Consider the following 24,570-nt stretch of genomic DNA (forward strand, 5'->3'; position numbering starts at 1 on the left):
GTAAGCAATGCAGGGCCAAGTAATGCAGGAGTGGTAAACATCAGTGATGTGTTACCTGCGGGATTGACAAATGTAAGCTGGACAGCAGTGGGTACAAACGGCGCTGTGCTCTCGGGCGCTTCCAGCGGTACGGGCAATGTGAGCGTAACGGCCAACATTCCGGCGGGCAGTGCATTGGTACAGATCACGGTGAATGGAACAGTTGATGCGGGCTTTGCCGGCAGCAGCCTGGTGAACACAGCTACGGCAGTTCCTGGAGCTGGGGTGACTGACCCAAGTCCGGCCAGCAGTACGGTGACTACCACTGTGGGCAGAACAGCCAATGTGAGGATCATCAAATCCGGACCTGCCAATATAGGAGCGGGAGAAATATTGACTTACAACCTGCGCGTTGTAAATGATGGACCAAGTAATGCACCAGGAGTCTTAATTAAAGATGCGTTACCATCTGCAATAGAAGCAAATGCAACCTGGACAGCTACTGTTCAGAATGGAGCAACGGTAAGCGCAGCAAGCGGAACCGGAAATGTGGACATCACAGGAAACATTCCATCAGGAACAGGAGAGATTAATATAGAAATTAAAGGAAGAGCTAAAGCTTCGAATACAGATGGTTCGGTCTTTACGAATACAGCTACTGCAAACTTCCCTGCGGGAAGTCCTGTAACAGATCCGGATCCAAGTTCAAACAGCAGTTCTGTAACGACCAAAGTGAACAACGATCCGGTACTTAAGGTGTCGAAAAGTGGTCCGGCAACAATTAATATTGGTGATCCGATCAATTATACCATCGTGATCAGAAATGGTGGGGCAGGAAACATTACCGCTGCACAGATCTCAGATCCGGTGCCGGCAGATGTGATTGTCACCAGCTGGAATGTGATAGCTACAGGCGGCGCAACCGTAACAGGTAATGCAAGCGGCACAGGTAATAACATTACCAGTGTAGCAAATATTCCTGCTGACGGAAATGCAAATACTGCGATTACCATAAATGTAATTGGTAAAGTTTCAACCTCAGCTCATCCTACCTTTACCAATACGGTCACCGTAACGGCCAATGGTGTCAGGGAGAGTTCAGTAGTCACTGCGGTGAACCAGAGTACCGATATCCAGGTACAGAAATCGGGTCCGCAAACGGTAGCAGCAGGTTCAGCAATCTCTTACAGCATAAAAGTCAGTAACTCCGGACCTATTGATGTTGCCGGGTTATTGATCAGAGATAATGTCCCTTCAGCAATAGAAGGTTTGAGCTGGACAGCAGTAGCGAGTGGATCTGCAAGTATTACCGCAGGCGCCTCAGGCAGCAGCAATATCCAGACGACCGCAAATATCCCTGTTGGAGCAGCCAACTACATCACCATTACTGTAAATGGTATAGTAAAAGCAAGCACGGCAACAGGCAGTATCAGCAATACAGCAGATGTACAGTTACCTGCAGGGGTTACAGATTTCAACACTTCAAATAACGCCGGTACGGTAAAAACAGACATCACCACGCTGACCGGTTTATCGGTGAGCAAGTCTGGCCCTCAAAGCGGGGTATCAGGTTCTGCTATCACCTATACAATCCGTGTCATCAACAACGGACCAAGTAATGCAATACAGGCAGTCATCACAGATGCTGTACCGGCAGGTATTAAGAATGTAAGCTGGACAGCAATGAGCAGTGGTGCCGCAGTGGTTACCACCGGGGGAACGGGAACCGGAAATGCAGTATCAGTTCTTGGAAATATCCCTTCCGGTGCAGGCAATGCGATAAACATCATTGTTAAAGGAACAATCGACGCTGGTTTTGTAGGACAGTTGGTAAATACAGCGGTAGTTACACCATCAGAAGCAGGCAATCCACCTGTAAATTCGGGTGCGGTTACGACTACGGTGGTTAATGAGTCTAACATCAGCATTGTAAAATCAGGACCTGGAAGCGTAGATGCGGGCAGGACGGTTACTTATACCCTTGATGTAAACAATGCCGGTCCTGGTAATGCAGTCAATGCGACCATTACTGACCAGGTACCTGCTGTACTGACCAACGTAAGCTGGACAGCAACTGCTTCATCAGGAGCAGTGATCAACAGCGGTGCTGCAGGTACAGGTAATGCAGTAAATGTGAAAGCAGACCTTCCGGCAGGACAGGGAAGTGTTAGGGTTCAGATCACTGGTTTGGTTCCTGCAAACACGGTACTGACCAGTCTGAGCAATACTGCTGTAGTTACCCCATCAGAAGCAGGTAACCCACCGGTAACCTCTAATGAGATCACCACTTCGATCGTTAAAAACTCAGCATTGTCAGTACTGAAAAACGGTCCGGGAACCATTAGTTCCGGTGAAGCAATTACTTATACCATCGCCATCAGCAATGCCGGCCCATCTGAAGCAGTTGGCGCTAAACTTAGCGACATTGTTCCGGCAGAAGTTAAAAATGTAAGCTGGACGAGTGCAGTAACTGGTGGATCTGTAGTCAGTGCAGGCGCGAGCGGAACAGGAAATACAGTAGGACTTACAGCAACAGTTCCTGCAAATGGAACAATACTCGTAACTGTTACGGGTAAGGTAGATGCGGTATATTCTGGTGCATTGATTAATAAGGCAACGATCACGCCATCTGAAGCAGGTAAACCAGCCATTAGCTCTCAGGTAACTACGATTGTTAAAAACGTGTCGGCACTCAGAATCACAAAAACAGGTGTTGCAGAAGCAATAGCTGGTCAGCAAATGAAGTATGTGATTAAAGTAGCCAATGATGGTCCAGGTACTGCACAAAATGCAGTGATCACGGATGCAATTCCTCAGGCACTGACCAACGTAAGCTGGACAGCAAGTGCGGGAGGTGCAGTACAAATCACAAGTGGATCTACGGGAACCGGAAATGCATTGAGCGTAACAGCTACTATTCCTGCAGGTGTGGCAAATGAACTGATTATTGATATTACAGGTACAATTAACCCAGCCTTTGCAGGTAAGCTAATCAATACAGCGAAAGCGACACCTTCAGAACCAGGTAATTTACCAGTGGTAACACCTCCTGTGGAAACAAACGTGAAGAGAAATCCAGGGGTATCCGTGATCAAAACAGGGCCGGCACAGCTCAAATCAGGAGAAAGAATTACATACACTATTGAGGTAGGTAATAACAGTCTGAGTAATGCAGAAAACCTAACCATTACGGATATAATCAGCAACAACATCACAAATGTGGAATGGAGTACTGTGGTATCTGGTACGGCTAAAATCAATACAGGAGGCACAGGAAGCGGTAACAACCTGAATGTAACGGCTGATCTTCCTACAGGAACAGGCAATAAAATCATCATTACAGTGACAGGTATTGTTTCCAAATCATTTACAGGACGGATTACAAATACCGCAACAGCTACACCATCAGAGGCAGGTGTGCCGCCTACACAAAGTAACACTGTAGAAACGATCATTGATTATGCAGACTTTATCATTCCAAATGTGATCACTCCAAACGGAGACGGTTCAAACGATGTATTTAAAATCAAGGGCATAGAAAATTACCCTGGTACAGAAATTTACATGGTGAACAGATGGGGTAATGAAGTATATAAATCAAGTGATTACAAAAATGACTGGGATGGTTCGCAGTTGAATGAGGGTACCTATTACTACGTTGTGAAACGAAGGGAGAAAACAGGGGGCTTCACTACATTTAGAGGCTGGGTATTTATAAAGAGATAGGAACATGAGAACAAATAGAATTTCAAGAGGATATATATTTTTAGTACTATTCACTGTCGGCTTTTTGAACGCAAAAGCACAGCAAACCATACAGTTCAGTCAGTATGTGTTTAATGGCCTTGCTGTGAATCCAGCTTATGCAGGTTATAAGGAGGCCTGGACGGGAAGTATGAGTTACCGGATGCAATGGGCCGGGATAGATGGTGCACCAAGAACAGCGACAGCATCCTTTGATGGTCTTACAGGCAATCCCGGTAAGAAAGTCGGGTTAGGCATCATCGCTACGAACGACAGACTTGGTCCGCAAAATACCTCTGCGGTTTATGCCAATTATGCCTACCGACTGCAACTTGATGCAGAAGATACCAGGCGCCTAAGCTTTGGTATTGCCTTTGGTGCAACTCAATACAGTGTAGATGGTTCTAAGTTTATAGCCACTGATCAGGGTGATGGTAGTATTCCTGTTGGTAATGACAGTAAGCTCTCACCTGATTTTCGTTTTGGTGTGTATTACTATACACCTAAGTTTTATCTCGGTGTATCTGTAATAGACCTTCTTTCAGGAATAACAGACAAGACAACAACTACTGATAGCTATACGATTTTAAAGCAGGTGCGCCATTTGTATCTGACAGGAGGCGTGATGATACCCTTGACGGAAAGCCTGGATCTTAAACCGACATTTATGATCAAAGAAGATTTCAAGGGGCCTACCAGTCTGGATCTGAATAGTTACTTGCTAATCAGTAAAAAGCTTTGGATAGGGGCATCCTGGAGGACAGGTGTAGCACTATGGGATAAAAAGAACCTTCAAAGTGGTCTGGATAAAAGTGATGCAGTTTCCGGCATTGTTGAGGTTTACCTGAGCGACCGTTTTCGTATAGGATATTCATTTGATTATACGACGAGTAAGCTGGCAAATTATCAGCAGGGATCACATGAGGTTTCACTAAGTATAACCTTCCCTGGACAGAGGGACAGGATATTGAGTCCTCGTTATTTTTAATAAAGAAGCTATCCGGAAAGGTAATTTAATACGAACGTACCTTTCCGAACAGCCTCTTTTCTCTCAACTCTCCCGCACTTTTATTTTAGTGACAAAACCCTTGCAATTAATTTATAAATAAATTTTGCTAAAACGGTTTAAATGACTTTATTTGACTTATAGAATGCTAGTTTATTCTGTCATTAACCAAATAGATCTCTAAAATGAACATAAAAACGGCCGAACTTCCTTTCATAGGGGTTGATATAGGTGGCTCTCACATCACAGCAGCGCATGTAGATTGTAAATCATATAAAGTTATTGATGAAACCATGACGCGCCTTAGGGTGGCATCTATGGATACTGCTGAGGTCATATTCGACTCATGGATAGACGCTTTGTCATCATTGATCATTAAACAAGGCGACCAGCGTACCAGGATTGGCATCGCAATGCCGGGGCCTTTTGATTATGAGCATGGGATTTCGCTGATGAAGAACCAGCAGAAATACGATTCACTATACGGACTAAATGTTCGTGAAGTATTATCTGAACGATTGGGTATTCCGGGAGATCATATTATTTTCATCAATGATGCAGAAGCTTTTTTGCGTGGTGAACTTGCTTCAGGAGCAGCATCTGATTTTGAGAAAGCTATTGGAGTCACACTAGGTACAGGTCTGGGCTCTACAAGTAGCTGCAAGGGTGAAACCATTGATGTAAACAGGGCATTTGTACCATTTCTTGACAGTATAGCAGAGGAATATATCTCTACCAGATGGTTTCTGAAAAGGTATAAGGAACTTTCAGATAAAGAAGTTAAAAACGTAGAAGAATTGCTTTCGACAGCAGAAGCAGGTATCATAGCTCAGCTGTTTGATGAATTCGCTACCAATCTTGCCTCATTCTTAAATGATTTTATTGCCGACGAAAAGCCCGAAGTTTTGGTCATTGGGGGTAACATTGCCAAGACCTGGGATCATTTTATTACTATATTGCAGGATAAAATAGTCGATAAGACTGTTGTAATCAAGCAAACTGAAATGTGGGAGGATGCAGCACTTGTCGGTGCAGCATGTACCTGGATTAATAAATAGTAAAAATGAAAATACGTCTTTTTCTTACAGGGCTTTTGACCTTTATCGGCTGTCAGCTTGTTCACGCTGCTCAGGTTGATACAGTACTTACCTACAGTGCTGCGATGAAAAAGAACATTAAGGCGGTAGTCATTACTCCACAGGGTTATGAAAACAATAAAAATTTCCCGACGGTATACCTATTGCATGGTGCCGGTGATGCTTACTCTGGTTGGGTAAATAAAGTACCTGCTATAAAAAAGTATGCCGATGATTTCCAGATGATCATTGTTTGTCCGGACGGAAATGTAACCAGCTGGTATTTCGATAGTCAGGAAGACGCTGCCTGGAAATATGAAACGTATGTGGCAACCGAACTGGTAAACTTTGTCGACCAGAAATATAAGACTTTGAAGGATAGGAAGGGGAGAGCTATTGCCGGTTTGAGCATGGGCGGGCATGGCGCCTTGTACCTGTCCTTTAAACATCAGGATGTATTTGGCGCAGCCGGGAGTATGAGTGGCGGTGTTGATATAAAATCCTTTCCTTTAAACTGGGACATCGCCAAAAGGCTTGGCCCTATGGATAAATATCCCGAAAGATGGAAAGCAAATTCCGTTATAGACCTGATTTATTTACTCGTTCCCAATCGACTTGCCCTGAATATTGATTGTGGAAAGGAGGACTTTTTCTACGAAGTCAATATGAAACTTCATGAGCAACTACAATACAGCAATATCCCTCATGATTTTACCATCAGGCCTGGTGCTCATAACTGGGATTACTGGAAAAATGCCATTGGCTTTCAACTGATGTTTTTCAGTAACTTTTTTAATAAAGCGAAGTAAACGCCAGAAAGATTATTTATTTTAGTTGTAAATAGGAACTTAAAATCAACCCCCTACACACAAATAAATTATGGAAACAAAAGACCGCAGAAGTTTTCTCAGAGATATTGGTTTACTCACTGCCGCCGCAGGAATATCGGGCGTATTGCCGCTGGATGCATTTGCCGCACCCAGGAATGAATTTTTTAAGATATCATTGGCGCAATGGTCGCTTCATAAAACACTCTTTGGAGGAAAACTGACCAATCTGGATTTCCCTTTAAAAGCTAAGAATGATTTCGGTATCAATATCGTAGAATACGTAAGTCCATTTTTCAATAAGAAGGAAACCGATCAGACTTATTTAAAAGAACTGCTCACCAGGACTAAAAATGAAGGCATACAAAATCATTTGATCATGATCGACGGTGAAGGACAGCTGGGAGACAAGAATGAAAGCGCAAGGATCAAGGCTGTAGAAAATCACTACAAGTGGATTGATGCCGCAAAATTCCTGGGCTGTAAGACCATACGTGTAAATGCCGGAGGCGGGGGAACAGAAGAAGAAGTTAAAGCTGCAGCTGTAGACGGTCTGGGCAGACTTTCTGAATACGGCAAGAAAAATAAGATCAATGTCATTGTAGAAAATCACGGGGGCTATTCTTCAGATGGCGGCTGGCTTTCATCTGTGATCAAACAGGTGAACAATCCGTATTGCGGTACACTTCCTGATTTTGGAAACTTCAAAATCAGTGCTACCAGGGAGTACGACAGGTATAAAGGAATAGAAGAGTTATTGCCATACGCGAAGGGGCTGAGTGCTAAAACTCACGACTTTGACGATAATGGCAATGAAATAGCGATGGACTATGAGCGCATCTTTAAAATGGTTAAGGCCGCGAAATGGACGGGAATTGTAGGGATAGAATATGAAGGGTCCAGGCTTCCTGAAGACGAGGGGATCAGGAAAACGAAGGAACTGCTGCTGAAAATTCAGGAATTGTATAAATAAAAAAAGGGGCTCGCAGCCCCCTTTTTAATTACACTAGTTTTTTATACCTGATCCGGTGAGGAGTCACATCACCTAATCTTTTCTTACGATTTTCTTCGTAATCACTGTAGTTACCTTCAAAGAAGTAAACCTGTGAGTTGCCTTCGAAAGCCAGGATGTGCGTACAGATCCTGTCCAGGAACCAGCGGTCGTGACTAATCACAACTGCACAGCCACCAAAGTTTTCTAATGCCTCTTCCAGTGCCCTCAACGTGTTTACGTCAATATCATTCGTAGGCTCATCCAGCAGCAATACGTTTGCTCCCTTTTTCAAGGTAATGGCCAGGTGTACACGGTTGCGTTCACCACCAGATAGGATGCCTACTTTTTTCTGCTGATCGCCACCATTGAAATTGAATTTAGAAACGTAGGCCCTTCCGTTCACAGCTTTATTGCCCAGTTGAATGCTATCCAGACCATCAGTAATGTTTTCATAAACCGTCTTATCTGCATCCAGGTCATTGTGCATCTGGTCCACATAACCTAGTTCAACAGTTTCTCCAACACGGAATGTACCTGTGTCAGCAGTCTCCTGACCCGTGATCAGTCGGAATAAGGTCGTTTTACCGGCGCCGTTTGGCCCGATGATACCTACTATACCCGCAGGAGGTAGTGAGAAGCTCAGGTCTTCAAATAATAATTTGTCGCCATAAGCCTTTGTTACATTAGTCGCTTCAATCACCACATTTCCGAGTCTTGGACCCGCAGGGATGAAGAGCTCCAGTTTGTCTTCTCTTTCTTTTGAATCTTCCGAAGCCAGTTTATCATAGTTTGATAGACGCGCTTTTGACTTAGCATGACGGGCTTTTGGTGCCATACGCACCCATTCCAGCTCACGCTCCAATGTTTTCTGACGTTTGCTTTCTGTTTTTTCTTCTTGAGCTAATCTTTTCGCTTTCTGATCCAGCCATGAAGAATAATTTCCTTTCCATGGAATACCTTCACCACGGTCAAGCTCAAGGATCCATCCCGCAACGTTGTCCAGGAAGTACCTGTCGTGGGTTACAGCGATAACTGTTCCTTTATAATTTTGAAGGAATTGCTCCAGCCAGTCGATGCTCTCCGCATCAAGGTGGTTGGTAGGCTCATCCAGTAAAAGTACGTCCGGTTCCTGAAGCAGCAGGCGGCACATGGCCACACGTCTGCGCTCACCTCCCGAAAGTACCCCGATTTTAGTCTCAGGATCAGGGCAGCGCAATGCATCCATGGCACGCTCCAGTTTGGTGTCCAGTTCCCAGGCATTCACCGCATCGATTTTATCCTGCAGTTCACCCTGGCGGGCCATCAGTTTATCCATCTTATCCGGATCTGAGTAGTTTTCCTCTAAACCGAAGGCCTCGTTAACTTCTTCATATTCTTTAAGGATGGCAGTAATCTCTGCTACACCCTCTTCTACAACTTCTCTTACTGTCTTACTTTCATCCAATTGCGGTTCCTGTGCAAGGTAACCTACGCTGTATCCTGGTGAGAAAACCACCTCTCCCTGGAAGGATTTATCCAGTCCGGCAATGATTTTTAAAAGAGAGGATTTACCCGATCCGTTAAGACCGATAACGCCAATTTTAGCACCATAGAAAAAGGAAAGGTATATGTTCTTTAAAACTTGCTTCTGAGGTGGGTAAATCTTATTTACCCCCGCCATTGAAAAAATTATCTTTTCGTCCATGCTTGGTATTTAGTAAATGATAGGGTTTAGAAAACCTTATGTCTGGAACAAAGATAAGAAAAGGGGGTGATCTCCCAAGGCTGGATTTACAGTAACATTTCTGACGCTATTTATGATTCAATGTGTAATTGTCTGATATTTATATACCAAACAAACCGAAATGAAAATTAAACCGATACTTACCATTTTAATGCTTTCCGCTGTGACGGTACAGGCACAGCAGACGCCAAGAGGTCCGCAAGCTCCAAACAGAACAGAAACAAGACAAACGACAGAAATAAAACCAGTTTCCGCTGACCGCGCATCTGGTGCCAATGAGCGTACCATTAAGGTAGAAAGCACAGTAGAGACCAGCCATTCGGTCACAATAGATGGCAAGGTTGTACCTTACAAAGCCATCACCGGTACATTGCCGGTATGGGATGAGGAAGGAAAACCAATTGCAGGATTGTTTTATACTTATTATGAAAGGAGTAATGTTTCCAATCGCGAAAAACGACCATTGGTCATTTCTTTCAACGGCGGTCCAGGTTCTGCCTCAGTCTGGATGCACATCGCCTACACAGGGCCGGTTGTATTGAATATTGATGATGAAGGATATCCGGTGCAGCCTTATGGCTATAAAGAAAATCCTTATTCCATTCTGGATGTTGCTGACATCGTTTATATAGACCCGGTCAATACCGGTTATTCCAGGGCTGTTAGCAAGGATATCCCTGGCAGTAAATTTTTCGGTGTTCGTGCAGATATTAAATACCTTGCCGAATGGATCAATACCTTTGTGACCCGCAACAACCGTTGGGCTTCACCAAAATTCTTAATTGGTGAAAGCTATGGGACTACACGTGTGTCTGGCCTGGCTTTAGAACTTCAAAACAACCAGTGGATGTATTTGAATGGTGTGGTGCTGGTTTCGCCTACTGAATTGGGTATAGACCGTAGCGGACCAGTAGAGGCCGCATTGCGATTACCTTATTACGCAGCTACAGCATGGTACCATAAAGCCCTTCCGGCTGATCTTCAGAGTAAAGACCTGACTGCGATGTTACCTGAGGTAGAGAACTTCACCATAAATCAACTTATCCCTGCAATAGCTCAGGGAGGTATGTTGAGTCCGGATAAAAGAAAGAGCATCATTGCAAAGATGTCGCGTTATTCAGGTTTGGCAGAAAAAGTAATTTCAGATTATAATCTGGATGTGCCTACCAATTTTTTCTGGAAGGAACTGCTGAGAGATAAGGGATACACTGTTGGCCGTCTGGATTCCCGTTACCGTGGTGTAGATAAAATGGCTGCGGGCAACGGGCCGGATTACAATTCCGAGCTGACTTCATGGCTGCATTCCTTTACTCCGGCCATCAATATGTATATCCGTAACGAACTGAACTATAAAACAGATTTAAAATACAACATGTTCGGCTCTGTTTCTCCCTGGGACAATACGGGCGACCGTACTGGTGAAAACCTGAGACAGGCGATGGCACAAAACCCTTACCTTCATTTGCTGGTGCAATCTGGCTATTACGATGGTGCATGTGATTATTTCAACGCCAAGTACAACCTTTGGCAAATTGACGCCGCCGGGAAATTAAAAGACAGGATGAGCTGGGAGGGCTATAGAAGCGGGCATATGATGTACCTGCGTAAAGAAGACCTAAAGACCGCAAATGAGCACATCAGGTCATTCATTATGAAAGCCTTGCCAAAACCTGGTGAGTCGGCTAAATTTTAAAACCTTGTTTTATAAAGCAGGGATTTAACCTGTTATTTCTGGATTTCCTTTTTCAGCCGGGCTACTTCCTTAAGCAGAAGTGGGAATGCCGGCCGCGCCATCCCTCCATGGTCAAAACCCTGGAGTTCAAACAACCTGGTGGTCTTATTGCCCGCCAGGCTCATCATCCTGTTAAAATAGGCATTTTCCTCATACCTCCCAAGCATTTCCAGCTCCTTGTCGCCGGTAATGAGCAGCATAGGAGGTGCATCGGCCCTTACGTGAAATACAGGCGCATATTTATCAATCGTGGGCTGTATGTCTTTAATGCCCTGCTCTTGCCTGACAGTGAAATGTGTAATAGCCTGTCCGCTGAAAGGAATAATCCCAGCGATGCTGTTTGCATCTATCCCATATTTGCTCAGGTATTGTTTATCCAGCGTAATCATTGTACTCAGGTAACCACCTGCTGAATGACCTGATACGAAGATCAGCTTTTTACTGCCGCCAAATTTTTCGATGTTTTTAAATACCCAGGCTACTGCCGCAGCAGCATCGTCAATATAAGCAGGAGCCTTAACCTTCGGCGACAGGCGATAGCCCACGCCTATGACCGCAACTCCTTTGTCCATCAGTTCCCTTGGTATTTCTTTGCTTCCGCCTGTGATTCCGCCACCATGAAACCATACGATAGTAGCATAGTCTTTCACATTTGAAGGATAATAAAAATCCAGCCGGCACTGAGATTTGATATACGAATCTGTCACCGAGTTAGAATCCGGGTAATAAAAGATGTTGTTTTGCCGGTTTGTTTTTTGCTGAGCAAAGCTGCAAATGCTAAAACTGAGAAAAGTAATCGTAATTAATGCCTTAATCGTTGTGAAGGATAATTTCATACTGCAAGTTAAAAAATAGTTTTAGCAATCTGGATTTGGATCGATTGTTTTGGTCAGGGTCCGTGATGCAGACCATTTTTCAATACCCTATTTGACTTAACATTCAGTTGGTTATGGATTCCGTCGCGCATGCTTAGGGGATGTGGTTATGTCACAAACATATTTCAGACGGATTTGAAGCGGCTTTCAGACGGGTTTTGAGCGGGTTTAGCCGTACCAAACCCGTACCAAACCCGTACCAGACCCGCTGCAAATCCGTCTGAAATTTAAAGACAGTATAAGCGCAGTGTAACCGGAGTGAGAAGACATCATTGAAACATGCCATTGACGATTTGTCTTGGACAATTCTTCTAAAAATAAGCAAATAGTAATATGTTTGCAGTTCACAGCAAAACACGTTAAGAATGCAGGAACAAATAGCCGCTTTACTAGCCGACTTAAGATCAGAGAAAATCAAATTTAATGACGTCATCACTTTTATAGAAGCGCATTATACGCATACACCAACTGCCTTTAAAAATGGCGAAGCTTATAACGAAGCGACTCAAAACCAAGGGAGTGCCAAGGTGTTTACCTTTGCACAGTTGAATGAGTTCTCTCAAGCTGATACCCTGCAGCTGTTTGCAGAACATTACCAGTCGGTGTTAGATACACCCGATGCAGCAGACCATCAAAACATCAGGCAGTTTATAGCCAATGGATGGGATGGGGTTGTTTTTGAAGGAGAAGCTTTACTAAAAAAGTAGCTTATATTCGTAGATGAGATAAAGAATTGTGAATAATAAAATAGAATATTGATTGTTTTTACAATAAATTTCTTTTTGGTTAAATACCTTGTTTTTATTATCTTTGCCTATCTCAAAACGCCATTGCTATTTATTAATGATTACGACTACTATAAACGAAATAATTGGGGATCGCCAAAACCTAAAGGCAGATTTAAGGCTTATCTTGAATTTGAAACAATCTATTGAAAAGAATTTCAGACGAGAAAAACATTGGGATTTCTATTTAGAGGATATCGGGTGTACCGTTTGTCGCTTAAATAACTTAACGAGACGCTACCTTGGAAAGACTGTGTATGAAATGATCCAAAACAGGCTTCTTTCAGAAGCAATACATTTGTTGGAAAATACGATGTTGACAATAAGGGAAATTACATTTGAGCTTGGGATGCAGGATCCGCCGTATTTTAGTCGATGTTTTAAAAAGAAAATAGGTATTGCACCAAGGGTATGGCGGGCGCATGTGCGGAATGCTGACATTTTGCGGGTATAATGGTAATTCAATGGGCATTTTGACAGGCGCAGACAGGATTCAAATCCTTACAATTTAAGGACAATACGTTTTTATTTCCATATTCGTCAATAAAAAAAGGTATCTTGTATAAAGTTTAAAGGCGTTTTATAGGGGTAGCCTTTATTTGTATTTCGACTATATTAGTCAGAAAATAGTAACATTTATGAAATAACGGCAGTTGCAACATCTATTTATTAACCAATGGCGTAATTGTTGATAAAATAAAAAAATCAGGGATGCTTTTATTAAACAAATTTTTTAGTTTAGGGCATCCCGGATTTAGAAAGGTTATATATGGAAGCTAAATTTTCTCCACAAGTAAAAGACGTGATTTCTTTTAGCAGGGAAGAAGCCCTGAGATTAGGTCACGATTACATAGGCGCAGAACATCTTTTGTTAGGCCTTATTCGCGAAGGCGATGGTATGGCCATTAAGATATTGAAATCATTAGGAGTTGATACATCAAAACTTCGCCGTTCGATCGAGGACTCGGTAAGAGGTACCTCAAGTGTTACAGTAAATTTGGGTAATATTCCATTGACCAAACAGGCTGAAAAAGTATTAAAAATCACTTATCTGGAAGCTAAGATCTTCAAAAGCGATTTAATAGGAACAGAACATCTGTTGCTCTCTATTTTGCGCGATGACGATAACATTGCTTCGCAGATTTTGCTGCAGTACAATATCAATTACGAAATATTTAAACAGGAGGTAGAAGTGAATAAGAACGGATTCAGAGATGAAACTCAGAATAGTGCTTCAACCGGAGATGACGATTATCGTGAGGAGGAAAGCTTTAGCAGCCCTAAAAAAGTTTCTGATATCAAGTCTAAGACGCCGGTATTGGATAACTTCGGAAGGGATTTGACAAAAGCTGCGGAAGAAGGTAAGCTAGACCCAATAGTAGGACGTGAAAAAGAGATCGAGCGCGTGTCTCAGATCCTGTCGCGTCGTAAAAAGAACAACCCGATCCTGATTGGTGAGCCGGGAGTTGGTAAATCTGCAATTGCAGAAGGACTGGCCTTGCGTATCGTTCAGCGTAAGGTTTCGAGGGTGTTGTTTAACAAACGTGTGGTTACTTTGGACCTTGCTTCTTTGGTGGCGGGTACGAAATACCGCGGTCAGTTTGAAGAACGTATGAAAGCAGTCATGAACGAGCTGGAGAAATCTACAGACGTGATTCTGTTTATTGATGAGATTCATACAATAGTAGGTGCCGGTGGTGCTTCAGGTTCATTAGACGCATCTAACATGTTCAAACCTGCTTTGGCAAGGGGAGAAATTCAATGTATAGGTGCAACTACACTTGATGAATACCGTCAGTATATAGAAAAAGATGGCGCTTTGGATCGTCGTTTCCAGAAGGTAATGATTGAGCCGGCTACTCCGGATGAGACCATTGAGATTCTGAACCGCATCAAAGAGAAGTATGAAGACCACCATGGCGTAACTTATACTGATGAAGCGATCAATGCTTGTGTGGCCCTTACTTCAAGGTACATTACCGACAGGTTCCTTCCGGATAAAGCTATCGATGCCTTGGATGAGGCTGGTTCAAGGGTACACCTGACCAACATTCACGTGCCGGAAAACATCATTGAGATTGAAAACAAGATTGAAGAAATCAAGCTTGAGAAAAATAAGGTGGTTAAAAGCCAGAAATACGAAGAAGCAGCGAAACTGAGAGATACTGAAAAGAATCTTCTGGAAGATCTGGATCGTGCGAAGGCAGAATGGGAAGCAGAAACGAAAACCAAACGTTATACGGTATCGGAAGATAACGTGGCTGAGGTAGTTTCTATGATGACTGGTATTCCTTTACAGCGTGTAGGGCAAACAGACAGTGTGAAACTGTTGAACATGTACGATACTGTTGCCGAGAAAATCATTGGTCAGGATGACGCGATTAAGAAATTAACAAGAGCGATTCAGCGTACAAGAGCGGGATTGAAAGATCCTAAAAAACCAATCGGTTCGTTTATCTTCTTAGGTCCGACCGGAGTGGGTAAAACTGAGCTGGCTAAAGAGCTTGCACGTTTCATGTTTGATAGTGATGATTCACTGATTCAGATCGACATGAGTGAATATATGGAGAAATTTGCAGTATCACGTTTAGTGGGTGCGCCTCCGGGATATGTAGGTTATGAAGAAGGTGGACAGCTGACTGAGAAAGTTCGCCGTAAGCCATATGCAGTAATCTTATTGGATGAGATTGAAAAAGCTCACCCTGATGTATTCAATATCCTGTTGCAGGTTTTGGATGAGGGACAGCTTACCGACAGTTTAGGGCGTAAGGTTGATTTTAGAAATACGATCATCATTATGACATCTAACATTGGTGCGCGTCAGCTGAAAGACTTTGGTCAGGGTGTAGGATTCTCTACTACCGCTAAAGTTAATCAGGTAGATACGCATTCAAGAGGTGTAATAGAAAATGCGTTAAAACGTGCTTTCGCTCCTGAATTCCTGAACCGTGTAGACGATGTGGTGGTGTTTAATTCCCTTGGAAGAGAAGAAATCTTCAGAATTATCGATATCGAATTGAAATCATTGTTCGGTCGTGTTCATAACTTAGGTTACGAAGTGAAACTGACAGATGTTGCAAAAGATTTCATAGCTGATAAAGGTTTCGACTCAAACTTTGGTGCAAGACCGCTTAAACGTGCGATTCAGAAATATCTTGAAGATCCGATTGCTGAAGAAATCCTGAAAGGTGAAATCCATGATGGGGATATTTTAGAGATTGACTACGATAAAGAGAGTGATCAGATCGTGGTAGAAAATAGAAGTCCGGGTAAGAAAAAGAAAAAAGAAGAGGGAAGTGTAGAGTAATCTGCCCAGGATAAAATGTGTAAACCTCCGGCTGTTCAATCAGTCCGGGGGTTTGTTTTTTTACATAAAAACTTGCAAAATGTAACAACTTAGTGTTGTTTTTACACAATTTACGAAATTAAATGCCTGTAGATTTTGGTTTATGGATAATAGCCTCTAATTTAGGGATTACAAATAGGTTAGGCTATAAATATCCTTGTATTAAAATTCTATAAATGAACAACAAATTATCAATCCTTATTCCCTTAATTGCGATAGCTGTCCAGACTACTTCCGCACAAGAAAAACCTGCTGCTTACAAGCAGGAGGTCAACGGCACAAAGTTGTCTTTCGAGATGCAGGCGATCCAGGGCGGTGAATTTATGATGGGAAGTAAAAAAGGAAAGGCCGATGAGCAGCCGGTTCATAAAGTAAAGATTGATCCTTTCTGGATGAGTGTCCATGAAGTAACATGGGATATTTATGAACCCTTTTTATATAAAGATTACGAGAAATCGCATAGCACAGCGGCTATCCCTGCAAATGTAGATGCAGTTACGAGACCAACGAAACCTTATCTGGACATGACGTTTGGAATGGGCAAAGAAGGTCAGCCAGCGCTGGCCATGACAAATTATAATGCCATTCAATATTGCAAGTGGCTTTATGCCAGAACGGGTGTTTTTTACAGGCTTCCTACTGAGGCTGAATGGGAATATGCATGCCGTGCAGGTACGACTACTGAATATTCATTTGGAGATGATGCAGGTAAGCTGGGAGATTATGCCTGGTATGCAGCAAATAGCGGAGATAAAACACAGCTTGTAGGTCAGAAAAAAGCAAATCCATGGGGCCTTTACGACATGTATGGGAACGTAGCGGAATGGACGTACGACCAATACCAGGAGGATTTTTATGCAGGGGTAACAGGCAATAAAGCCAATAATCCCGTAGCAGTGCCTTCAAAACTTTATCCGCATGCGGTGAGAGGTGGGGCGTATAACGATGAACCGAATGATATGCGTTCAGCTTCGAGATTACCTTCTAATCCTTCATGGAAGCAATTAGATCCTCAAATCCCTAAAAGCAACTGGTGGTTTCCTGAAGCTCCGTTTGTGGGGATGAGACTCGTAAGGCCTGTTAATCCGCCTTCAAAAGCCGAAATAGAAGCTTACTACAACAGGGCGCCAATTAAAGATAATTAGAAAACAACCACAAAATAACCTTTTATAAACTTGAATTAAGATGAATAATGAAGAACTGCGTGATAATAAACGTCGCGACTTTTTAAAAACTTCAGCTCTGGTAGCCGGAGGTGTTATGTTGAATGGAGTAGCCTTTGCAGCTGGCGGGCATTCTTCTGTTGACGATACCATTAAAATCGCATTGATTGGATGTGGAGGCCGTGGAGCCGGTGCGGCAACACAGGCATTAAGCACCAAACAAAACATCAAGCTTGTTGCGATGGCTGATGCATTCCAGGACAGACTGGATGAAACCTACAATTCACTGTCTGAGAAATTTAAAGACAAAGTTGATGTGCCTAAGGAACGCAGGTTCGTTGGTTTTGATGCTTATGCTAAAGCAATTGCTTTAGCTGATGTTGTTTTATTGGCAACTCCCCCGGGATTCAGACCAAGCCATTTTGAGGAAGCAATCAATAAAGGAAAGCACGTATTTATGGAAAAACCTGTGGCAGTAGATTCACCGGGTATCCGTAAAGTATTGGCGACTGCCGAACTTGCTAAAAAGAAAAAATTAAATGTGGTGGTTGGACTGCAACGCAGATACCAAACCAATTACAGAGAAACGGTAAAACGCATTGAAGATGGCGCGATAGGCGACATCACTGGCGGACAGGTATACTGGAACAGTGGTGGTGTTTGGGTAAATAAACGTAAACCAGAACAAACTGAAATGGAATACCAAATGCGCAACTGGTATTACTTCAACTGGTTGTGTGGTGATCATATCGTAGAACAGCATGTTCACAATATAGATATTGCCAATTGGGTGAAAAATGCCTATCCGGTTTCTGTTCAGGGTACGGGTAGCCGTGCATGGAGAACAGGAAAAGATTATGGCGAGATCTATGACAACCACGCGGTAGAATTAACCTACGCGGATGGTGCAGTAGTATACAGTCAGTGTCGTCACTTTGAAGGAATTTCAAACAGGGTAGATGAGACTTTTCAGGGTACTAAAGGTAGGGTTTTCCTTTCGGCAGGTAACCAGGGTAAACTTTGGGACCACAAAGGAAATCAGATCTATAACTACTCCTCTAAAAATAACCCTAATCCGTACCAGACAGAGCATGATGAACTCTTTGAGGCAATTGCGAAGGGTGAGTATAAATTCTGGGATGCAGAGCGTGGCGCTAAAAGCTGTCTAACTTCTATCATAGGCCGTTATGCGACATATTCAGGTCGTACGATTAAATGGGATGATGCTTTAAATGCTGATAACAACCTGATGCCTGATCGTTTAGCATGGGATGCAAATCCGAAGATCATGCCTGATGCGAATGGACTATATCCGATACCAACACCTGGACAAACTAAAGTGATCTAGGTAAACCTGATCATGTTTTCTGTAAACAAATCTATTTTATTGAGTATATCGCTGCTGATCTCCTCCTTTTTTGGGAAGGATGATCAGCGGCAATTTACCATTCAGGGATATGCACAGGGAACGGATTATACTGTAAAGTATTTCGCCCTGGACAGTATCATTACAAAAGGCGCTGTAGACAGCATCCTTTCAGTAATTGATTCCTCCATGTCCTTATACAAACCCTATTCCCGGATCTGCAAATTCAATGCTTCAAAAAATGGATTGGAACTGGATGCTCATTTTAAAAATGTGATGGCTAAATCTTTCGAGATCAATAAAGCTACTTCGGGAAAATTTGATGTAACGGTAGCACCTTTAGTGCAGGCATGGGGCTTTGGAGCAAAGCCAATTCAGGAATTTCCAGATATTGCCGCAGTTAAGAACCTGTTGAAATCTACAGGTATGAAACATCTCCGTTTAAAGGGAAATTACCTTACCAAGAACAGTGAAACTGTTCAGGTAGATCTGAATGGAATTGCGCAGGGGTACAGTGTAGATGTTGTGGCAGATCATCTTTTGAAAAAAGGAATAAAAGCTTTTGTGGTGGAGATCGGAGGAGAGCTGCGCATGAAAGGCCCTAAGCCCGATGGCTCAGCCATGAGGATAGGCATAGAAGGCCCATCGCCGGTTGCGGGTGCTGAACCTGTAGTTCGGCATGTCATCAGCATCAATAATGGTGCTATTACTACCTCAGGCAATTACAGGAAGTTTTTGCAGAAGGGATCTAAAAAAGTAACACATCTTATAGACCCAAAAACAGGATACCCTTTAAATAATGAGATGATCAGTGTGACGGTTTATGCTAAAGATGCCATTACTGCTGATGGATATGACAATGCTTTAATGGCAATGGATGTGAAGCAAGCCCTGGCTTTTGTGGAAAGGAAAAAAGATATGGAGGCTTATATCATTTACCATCGCAAGGATGGCAATGTGGCCGATACTTTGAGCAAAGGCTTTAGAAAGCTGATCACCGACTAAACCTAAATGAACAGAACAGAATTTTTAAAAAATAGCTTATTTGGCGCCGGTGCTCTTGTCGCCGGATCTTCTATAAATACCCTGGCTGCGGATCAGTCAAGCAGCTCTGCAGTTGCGGGTAAAACTTTTAACATGGATTATGCACCTCACGAGGGCATGTTTAAAAATTCAGGAGGTGCGACTTTCCTGGATCAGATCCAGTACATGTACGACCAGGGTTTTCGCTCTATTGAAGACAATGGATATTTAGGAAGATCTGTTGAAGATCAGACCAAAATAGGAAACCTGCTTGCCAAACTGGGCATGAGAATGGGTGTGTTTGTAGTAGATGGCGGAGATAACTGGAAAACCTCTCTGACTACCGGTAAAAAAGAGTTTAAAGATAAATTTGTGGAGACCTGCAAGCGCTCAGTGGAAGCTGCAAAAAGATGCAATGCAAAGTGGCTGACAGTAGTTCCGGGATTCTATGAACGCAAACTACCTTATGGTAACCAGTTTGCTAATGTAATAGATGCCATGAGGGCAGGTGCTGAGATCTTCGAACCGCATGGTTTGGTGATGGTATTGGAAACCCTGAGTGATACGCCGGAATTGTTCCTGCAACAGACGCATGAGACTTATGCGGTATGTAAGGCTGTGAACAGCCCATCCTGCAAAATATTGTATGATATTTATCATATGCAAAAGACAGAAGGACAACTTATCGTGAACATGGACAGGTGCTGGGATGAAATTGCCTATATACAGATTGGTGATAACCCGGGGAGAAAGGAACCTACAACGGGAGAAATCAATTATAAGAACCTATTTAAGCATATTTATAATAAAGGGTATAAAGGTGTAATGGGCATGGAGCATGGAAATTCCAAATCAGGCAAAGAAGGTGAGCTGCGGGTGATTCAGGCTTATCGGGAAGTCGATAATTTTCTTTCTTAAAACAAACTGAGCTGCGGTTTAGGTACTTTAAATAGGCTTGAATCCAGCTCTATTCTTTTTTCGTTCAGTCCGTTGAGCCGGCAATGAAGTTTAAAATTATCCTTGATCAGCTGCGCAATATTGCCATCGCCCCTCATGCGATCTCCGAACCTGCTGTCGTTTACATTGCCGCCGTGACAGGATTGGATCATGTGCCAGACCTTTTCGATCCTATCAGGATAGTTTTTTCGAAGCCAGTCTTCAAATATTCCGCCAATGGCCCCATTGAGTCTTATTATGGTGTATCCTGCGGATATGGCTCCGCAATTGGCAATTGTTTTTAAGATTACAGGTATTTCATGATCACTGAGACCCGGTACGAGCGGAGCTACCATAACACCCATAGGAATGCCGGCTTTGCTCAGTTCTTCTACGATCTTCAGGCGCTGTTTGGCAGTTGTGGTTCTGGGTTCCATTTTCTGCCGCAATTTTTCATTCAGACTATTGATAGAAACGTATACCATACACAAATTTAGTTTGGCCATTTCCTGTAAGAAGTCAATGTCGCGAAGGATGAGCGCATTTTTTGTAATCATACCTATTGGCTGTTTGTACTCCAGTGCAATTTCGAGTAGCTGTCTTGTAATCCTGAATTTCCTTTCTGCAGGTTGATAACAATCGGTGTTTCCGGATAGCGATATAACGGAGGCATCCCAGCCCTTGCGCTCCAGGAATTTCTTAAACAACAACGGAGCATCCGTTTTCACAATGATCTTGCGTTCAAAATCCAATCCTGCGCTGAAGCCCCAATACTCATGAGCATTTCTGGCGTAGCAATAGGTGCAGCCATGTTCGCAGCCCTGGTATGGATTAAGCGAATAAGCCATGCCTACATCAGGGCTGTCGACTTTATTGACTATAGTCTTTGATTTTCCGAATATGAATGAGGTCTTTTGATCTTCTTCTTCCCAGTCGTCGATGCCCTCATCATGTTCCTTCGCATATTCATTTTTAGCGAAACGGTTGTGGGGATTAAACTGGGCGCCTCTTCCTTTGAAGTAATTGTCTGGGGTCTTGCTATCTAATATCATTAGTTAAAAATACTAATAATATTAGTAATTTGGAATTATTCTTATAAAAAATGAAGCTTTCTTTATATCGATTATAAGATACTGTAATCATTGAATGAAAAGAATAATTTTTATGTTGCTCTTTTTATGTATTTTCATATTGTCTAAGGACTCAACGCTATTGTGAATGACTAAAAGTGATGCCTCTATCCATGTATTTGCTCCACATCAGGCATTGCAGGACTATGTACAGAATTACAGCTACTTTTGCCTTGGCGCAGGTGAAACCCAAATGCCCGCTTTGGATATGTACCCTGTAGAGTATACGCAGCTTTCATTTGTTTTGGATGAATACCACCAATTTCGTGAATCCGGGACAGAAAGGGTTGATGGTTATCGGCTTTGCTTTGTAGGGCTGCTTGATCAGGGCAGATGTTTTGACCTTTTTCCTAAAAAAGCAGTTCAGATATTGTTTAAGCCTTACGGTGCTTTTAAACTTTTTGGGATCCCACAAAGGTATTTTTGCAACCAGGGAACGGATGTGCACCTTTTGTTTCCTGAAACGGCCAGTTTAACAGAGCAGCTCCTGGAGGTTGCAAATTCGCCTGCCGAGGCCATTTCCTTATTGGAGGCCTGGCTTTTGAGACGCTTAACTTTGACTGCAAAAACCGATGTTAGTGGTGTCGCTTTTGCCTGCGCACAAATTCAGAAAGACCGTGGATTGGTTCGGATTGAGGAGCTTTGTAGAAAAGTAGGCATGTCAACCACTACCCTGGGAGAGCAATTTCGGGAAAAGGTAGGCTTTTCTCCCAAAGCTTTCAGCCGGATTGTTCGTTTCAATAATATTAATAATTTCATCAGTCAGAATCATTTTGTCAATTGGCAGGAACTGGTTTATACCTTTGGTTTCTTTGATCAGAATCATTTCATCAAAGAATTCAAACGCTTTTATGGCTGTACGCCCTCTGAGTGGCACTCCCGCCAGAATCAGCACCATCAATTTTAAAATCCGTCGATTTTTACTATGCATGAGTAGTGCAGTCCACTACCTTCATTCCGAAGTTTTTATCCGTTAATGGATCAGATGAATACGTTCGTTGATCATTGTTAAAGTATGATGACTTTATCTTGAAAATCAAATCATATACCTATGAAAAAACATTACTTAATGATCATGCTATTAACCCTTGGCATTCTGTTCAGCTCTTGTTCGGAACAAGGATTAATTGGGCCTGAGGGACCTGCCGGACCTCAGGGAGCAACGGGTGCTGCGGGACCAGTGGGCGCTGCCGGTAAAGACGGCAGTATCATGTATAGCGGAACAGGAAGTCCGTCTGTTGCTACCGGAAATGCCGGTGATTATTATCTGGATCGTACCACAGGTAATCTTTACGGCCCAAAAATCGCATCAGGCTGGGGTTCACCGATTACACTGATGGGAGTAAATGGAGCAAATGGAGCAAATGGCGCCAATGGAGCAAATGGAGCAAATGGAGCAAATGGCGCCAATGGAACGAACGGAACTAATGGTGCTAATGGAGCAAACGGAACCAATGGAAGCACAACCTTAAGCGGGTCTGGCGCACCGGCGGCGGGGTTAGGTGCAAACGGCGACTATTATCTGGATAAAACAAACTATCTGCTATATGGGCCAAAAACAGCTTCGGGTTGGGGCATAGCCATTTTGCTCAGAGGAGCTGATGGTGCACAAGGCCCTACGGGGGCGGCAGGAAAAGACGGAAGCATCATTTATAGCGGACCGGGTATACCTGTTTCAACGATAGGTATCAATGGAGATTATTATCTTGATAAAAATACAGGCAATCTATATGGGCCAAAAATAGCGACGGGATGGGGAACTCCTGTAGTGCTGAGAGGTACAAATGGGACTAATGGCACGAATGGCACCAATGGTGCAAATGGAACCAACGGCACGAATGGAAGTACTATAGTGAATGGACTTGGTGCTCCCGACCTAAGTACAGGGGCGGTGGGTGACTACTATTTAGACAGAACGAGTTATTTGTTATATGGTCCCAAGTCTGTAGATGGATGGGGCTCTCCGATGATGTTGCGCGGTGCTGATGGTGCTCAAGGGCCTGTTGGTCCCGCAGGTGCTGATGGAACTGTGATTTACAGTGGTGATTATAATCCTGATCCCAATCTGGGTAAGGTTGGAGATTTCTACTTCGGCCGTATGGTAGTCATGATGTTTGGTCCTAAAACAGCATCCGGCTGGGGACCAGGAGTCTCTTTGAGGGGTGCAGATGGAACTAATGGAACCAATGGTAGCAATGGAACCAGTGGGAAATCTATTTTAAATGGAGGAGGTTTGCCACAAAATACCTTTGGAAACGATGGAGATTTCTACATTGATCTTTCTACTTATATCATGTATGGGCCTAAAGCCAGCGGTGTTTGGAACCTGCTTTCCGGAACTTCCCTGAAAGGTCAGAATGGAGCAGATGGCAATTCAAATGTAATTGCTTTGGAAACAGCAGATGACAATACATTTACCTGGGTAGGGCAACCAATAACTACAGATTATTACCTGAGGAAAACCGGGGTAAGTGTAAATGATACTACCACCACGTTTACCATACCCGCCGCAAATTTAAATGCAGTGAAGCAGGGAATAGTGCTGGTATATATGCGCAGAAGTCTGGGTAGCGGCAGCTATAACTGGCAGCAACTGAACTATACGGATATCCCTACAGGATTTAGCATCGTATACAGGTATAACTTGAGGATTAATCCCACAAACGCAACGGTAAGGATTTATCATAACAATCCCGGTACAGCTTATATGCCGTTTCTGGTTGATAAGGTCAGGATTGTGATTGTCCCGCAAAGCTCTGTCGGTGTACTCAGTGTATCGGGACCCAACCGCGAGCCTATGCTTAGATCCTTGCAAAAGCTTAATGTTCAGGATAAGGATTTTATAACGATAAAGTAATCCTTTAT

General features: G+C 43.2%; 18 protein-coding genes. 15 read left to right on the plus strand and 3 right to left on the minus strand.

Annotated elements, in window-relative coordinates; translation table 11 throughout:
• The 5 genes from FA047_RS19930 to FA047_RS19950 all read left to right on the plus strand — a co-directional run.
• On the plus strand, window positions 1–3,705 hold a 3,705-nt coding region (locus FA047_RS19930), incomplete at its 5' end, for a T9SS type B sorting domain-containing protein (protein ID WP_136837859.1).
• A 4-nt stretch (window positions 3,706–3,709) separates the two neighbouring features.
• Window positions 3,710–4,711: a PorP/SprF family type IX secretion system membrane protein gene (locus tag FA047_RS19935; RefSeq protein WP_225872805.1), complete on the plus strand. Its 1,002-nt coding sequence runs from the start codon at window positions 3,710–3,712 to the stop codon at window positions 4,709–4,711.
• A gap of 203 nt (window positions 4,712–4,914) precedes the next feature.
• Window positions 4,915–5,787: an ROK family protein gene (locus FA047_RS19940; RefSeq protein ID WP_136837860.1), complete on the plus strand. Its 873-nt coding sequence runs from the start codon at window positions 4,915–4,917 to the stop codon at window positions 5,785–5,787.
• A 5-nt stretch (window positions 5,788–5,792) separates the two neighbouring features.
• Window positions 5,793–6,614 (plus strand): alpha/beta hydrolase, encoded by an 822-nt coding sequence (locus FA047_RS19945; protein WP_136837861.1) that lies wholly within the window; start codon window positions 5,793–5,795, stop codon window positions 6,612–6,614.
• Between the two features lie 70 nt (window positions 6,615–6,684).
• Window positions 6,685–7,605 (plus strand): TIM barrel protein, encoded by a 921-nt coding sequence (locus FA047_RS19950; protein ID WP_136837862.1) that lies wholly within the window; start codon window positions 6,685–6,687, stop codon window positions 7,603–7,605.
• A gap of 28 nt (window positions 7,606–7,633) precedes the next feature.
• Here the strand turns inward: FA047_RS19950 and ettA are convergent, their stop codons facing one another.
• Window positions 7,634–9,310 (minus strand): energy-dependent translational throttle protein EttA, encoded by a 1,677-nt coding sequence (ettA, locus tag FA047_RS19955; RefSeq protein WP_136837863.1) that lies wholly within the window; start codon window positions 9,308–9,310, stop codon window positions 7,634–7,636.
• Between the two features lie 160 nt (window positions 9,311–9,470).
• Between ettA and FA047_RS19960 the strand changes: the two genes are divergently transcribed.
• Complete coding sequence (locus FA047_RS19960; protein ID WP_205943361.1) at window positions 9,471–11,042, plus strand: S10 family peptidase; 1,572 nt, start codon at window positions 9,471–9,473, stop codon at window positions 11,040–11,042.
• Between the two features lie 32 nt (window positions 11,043–11,074).
• Here FA047_RS19960 and FA047_RS19965 read toward each other — a convergent pair whose 3' ends face one another.
• On the minus strand, window positions 11,075–11,917 hold the full coding sequence (locus FA047_RS19965) for an alpha/beta hydrolase (RefSeq protein WP_136837864.1): 843 nt from the start codon (window positions 11,915–11,917) through the stop codon (window positions 11,075–11,077).
• Between the two features lie 404 nt (window positions 11,918–12,321).
• Here FA047_RS19965 and FA047_RS19970 point away from each other — a divergent pair, with 404 nt between their 5' ends.
• The 7 genes from FA047_RS19970 (at window position 12,322) to FA047_RS20000 (ending at window position 20,557) form a co-directional block, all read left to right on the plus strand.
• Window positions 12,322–12,663: a HopJ type III effector protein gene (locus FA047_RS19970; RefSeq protein WP_136837865.1), complete on the plus strand. Its 342-nt coding sequence runs from the start codon at window positions 12,322–12,324 to the stop codon at window positions 12,661–12,663.
• A gap of 205 nt (window positions 12,664–12,868) precedes the next feature.
• Window positions 12,869–13,195: a helix-turn-helix domain-containing protein gene (locus tag FA047_RS19975; protein ID WP_169304469.1), complete on the plus strand. Its 327-nt coding sequence runs from the start codon at window positions 12,869–12,871 to the stop codon at window positions 13,193–13,195.
• Between the two features lie 315 nt (window positions 13,196–13,510).
• Complete coding sequence (locus tag FA047_RS19980; protein WP_136837867.1) at window positions 13,511–16,048, plus strand: ATP-dependent Clp protease ATP-binding subunit; 2,538 nt, start codon at window positions 13,511–13,513, stop codon at window positions 16,046–16,048.
• Between the two features lie 215 nt (window positions 16,049–16,263).
• Window positions 16,264–17,232, plus strand: coding sequence for a formylglycine-generating enzyme family protein (locus FA047_RS19985; RefSeq protein ID WP_136837868.1), 969 nt, complete (start codon window positions 16,264–16,266; stop codon window positions 17,230–17,232).
• Window positions 17,233–17,272: 40 nt separating this feature from the next.
• On the plus strand, window positions 17,273–18,598 hold the full coding sequence (locus tag FA047_RS19990; protein WP_136837869.1) for a Gfo/Idh/MocA family oxidoreductase: 1,326 nt from the start codon (window positions 17,273–17,275) through the stop codon (window positions 18,596–18,598).
• Between the two features lie 12 nt (window positions 18,599–18,610).
• Window positions 18,611–19,621, plus strand: coding sequence for an FAD:protein FMN transferase (locus FA047_RS19995; RefSeq protein WP_136837870.1), 1,011 nt, complete (start codon window positions 18,611–18,613; stop codon window positions 19,619–19,621).
• A gap of 6 nt (window positions 19,622–19,627) precedes the next feature.
• Window positions 19,628–20,557: a hydroxypyruvate isomerase family protein gene (locus FA047_RS20000; RefSeq protein ID WP_136837871.1), complete on the plus strand. Its 930-nt coding sequence runs from the start codon at window positions 19,628–19,630 to the stop codon at window positions 20,555–20,557.
• Here the strand turns inward: FA047_RS20000 and FA047_RS20005 are convergent.
• On the minus strand, window positions 20,554–21,627 hold the full coding sequence (locus FA047_RS20005) for a PA0069 family radical SAM protein (protein ID WP_136837872.1): 1,074 nt from the start codon (window positions 21,625–21,627) through the stop codon (window positions 20,554–20,556). The genes FA047_RS20000 and FA047_RS20005 overlap by 4 nt on opposite strands.
• A 166-nt stretch (window positions 21,628–21,793) precedes the next feature.
• Between FA047_RS20005 and FA047_RS20010 the strand changes: the two genes are divergently transcribed.
• A complete protein-coding gene (locus tag FA047_RS20010; RefSeq protein WP_136837873.1) occupies window positions 21,794–22,612 on the plus strand; it encodes a helix-turn-helix domain-containing protein in 819 nt (272 codons plus the stop codon).
• A 144-nt stretch (window positions 22,613–22,756) separates the two neighbouring features.
• Window positions 22,757–24,562, plus strand: coding sequence for a collagen-like domain-containing protein (locus FA047_RS20015; protein WP_169304470.1), 1,806 nt, complete (start codon window positions 22,757–22,759; stop codon window positions 24,560–24,562).
• Window positions 24,563–24,570: the final 8 nt, after the last annotated feature.

The organism is Pedobacter frigoris (assembly GCF_005116445.1).
Classification (GTDB): Bacteria; Bacteroidota; Bacteroidia; order Sphingobacteriales; family Sphingobacteriaceae; genus Pedobacter; species Pedobacter frigoris.

Bases quoted from the DNA above. Each gene is read 5' to 3' on its own strand.
- FA047_RS19935 (WP_225872805.1), top strand. From the start codon at position 3,710: ATGAGAACAAATAGAATTTCAAGAGGATATATATTTTTAGTACTATTC.
- FA047_RS19940 (WP_136837860.1), top strand. From the start codon at position 4,915: ATGAACATAAAAACGGCCGAACTTCCTTTCATAGGGGTTGATATAGGT.
- FA047_RS19945 (WP_136837861.1), top strand. From the start codon at position 5,793: ATGAAAATACGTCTTTTTCTTACAGGGCTTTTGACCTTTATCGGCTGT.
- FA047_RS19950 (WP_136837862.1), top strand. From the start codon at position 6,685: ATGGAAACAAAAGACCGCAGAAGTTTTCTCAGAGATATTGGTTTACTC.
- ettA (WP_136837863.1), bottom strand. From the start codon at position 9,310: ATGGACGAAAAGATAATTTTTTCAATGGCGGGGGTAAATAAGATTTAC.
- FA047_RS19960 (WP_205943361.1), top strand. From the start codon at position 9,471: ATGAAAATTAAACCGATACTTACCATTTTAATGCTTTCCGCTGTGACG.
- FA047_RS19965 (WP_136837864.1), bottom strand. From the start codon at position 11,917: ATGAAATTATCCTTCACAACGATTAAGGCATTAATTACGATTACTTTT.
- FA047_RS19970 (WP_136837865.1), top strand. From the start codon at position 12,322: ATGCAGGAACAAATAGCCGCTTTACTAGCCGACTTAAGATCAGAGAAA.
- FA047_RS19980 (WP_136837867.1), top strand. From the start codon at position 13,511: ATGGAAGCTAAATTTTCTCCACAAGTAAAAGACGTGATTTCTTTTAGC.
- FA047_RS19985 (WP_136837868.1), top strand. From the start codon at position 16,264: ATGAACAACAAATTATCAATCCTTATTCCCTTAATTGCGATAGCTGTC.
- FA047_RS19990 (WP_136837869.1), top strand. From the start codon at position 17,273: ATGAATAATGAAGAACTGCGTGATAATAAACGTCGCGACTTTTTAAAA.
- FA047_RS19995 (WP_136837870.1), top strand. From the start codon at position 18,611: ATGTTTTCTGTAAACAAATCTATTTTATTGAGTATATCGCTGCTGATC.
- FA047_RS20000 (WP_136837871.1), top strand. From the start codon at position 19,628: ATGAACAGAACAGAATTTTTAAAAAATAGCTTATTTGGCGCCGGTGCT.
- FA047_RS20005 (WP_136837872.1), bottom strand. From the start codon at position 21,627: ATGATATTAGATAGCAAGACCCCAGACAATTACTTCAAAGGAAGAGGC.
- FA047_RS20010 (WP_136837873.1), top strand. From the start codon at position 21,794: ATGACTAAAAGTGATGCCTCTATCCATGTATTTGCTCCACATCAGGCA.
- FA047_RS20015 (WP_169304470.1), top strand. From the start codon at position 22,757: ATGAAAAAACATTACTTAATGATCATGCTATTAACCCTTGGCATTCTG.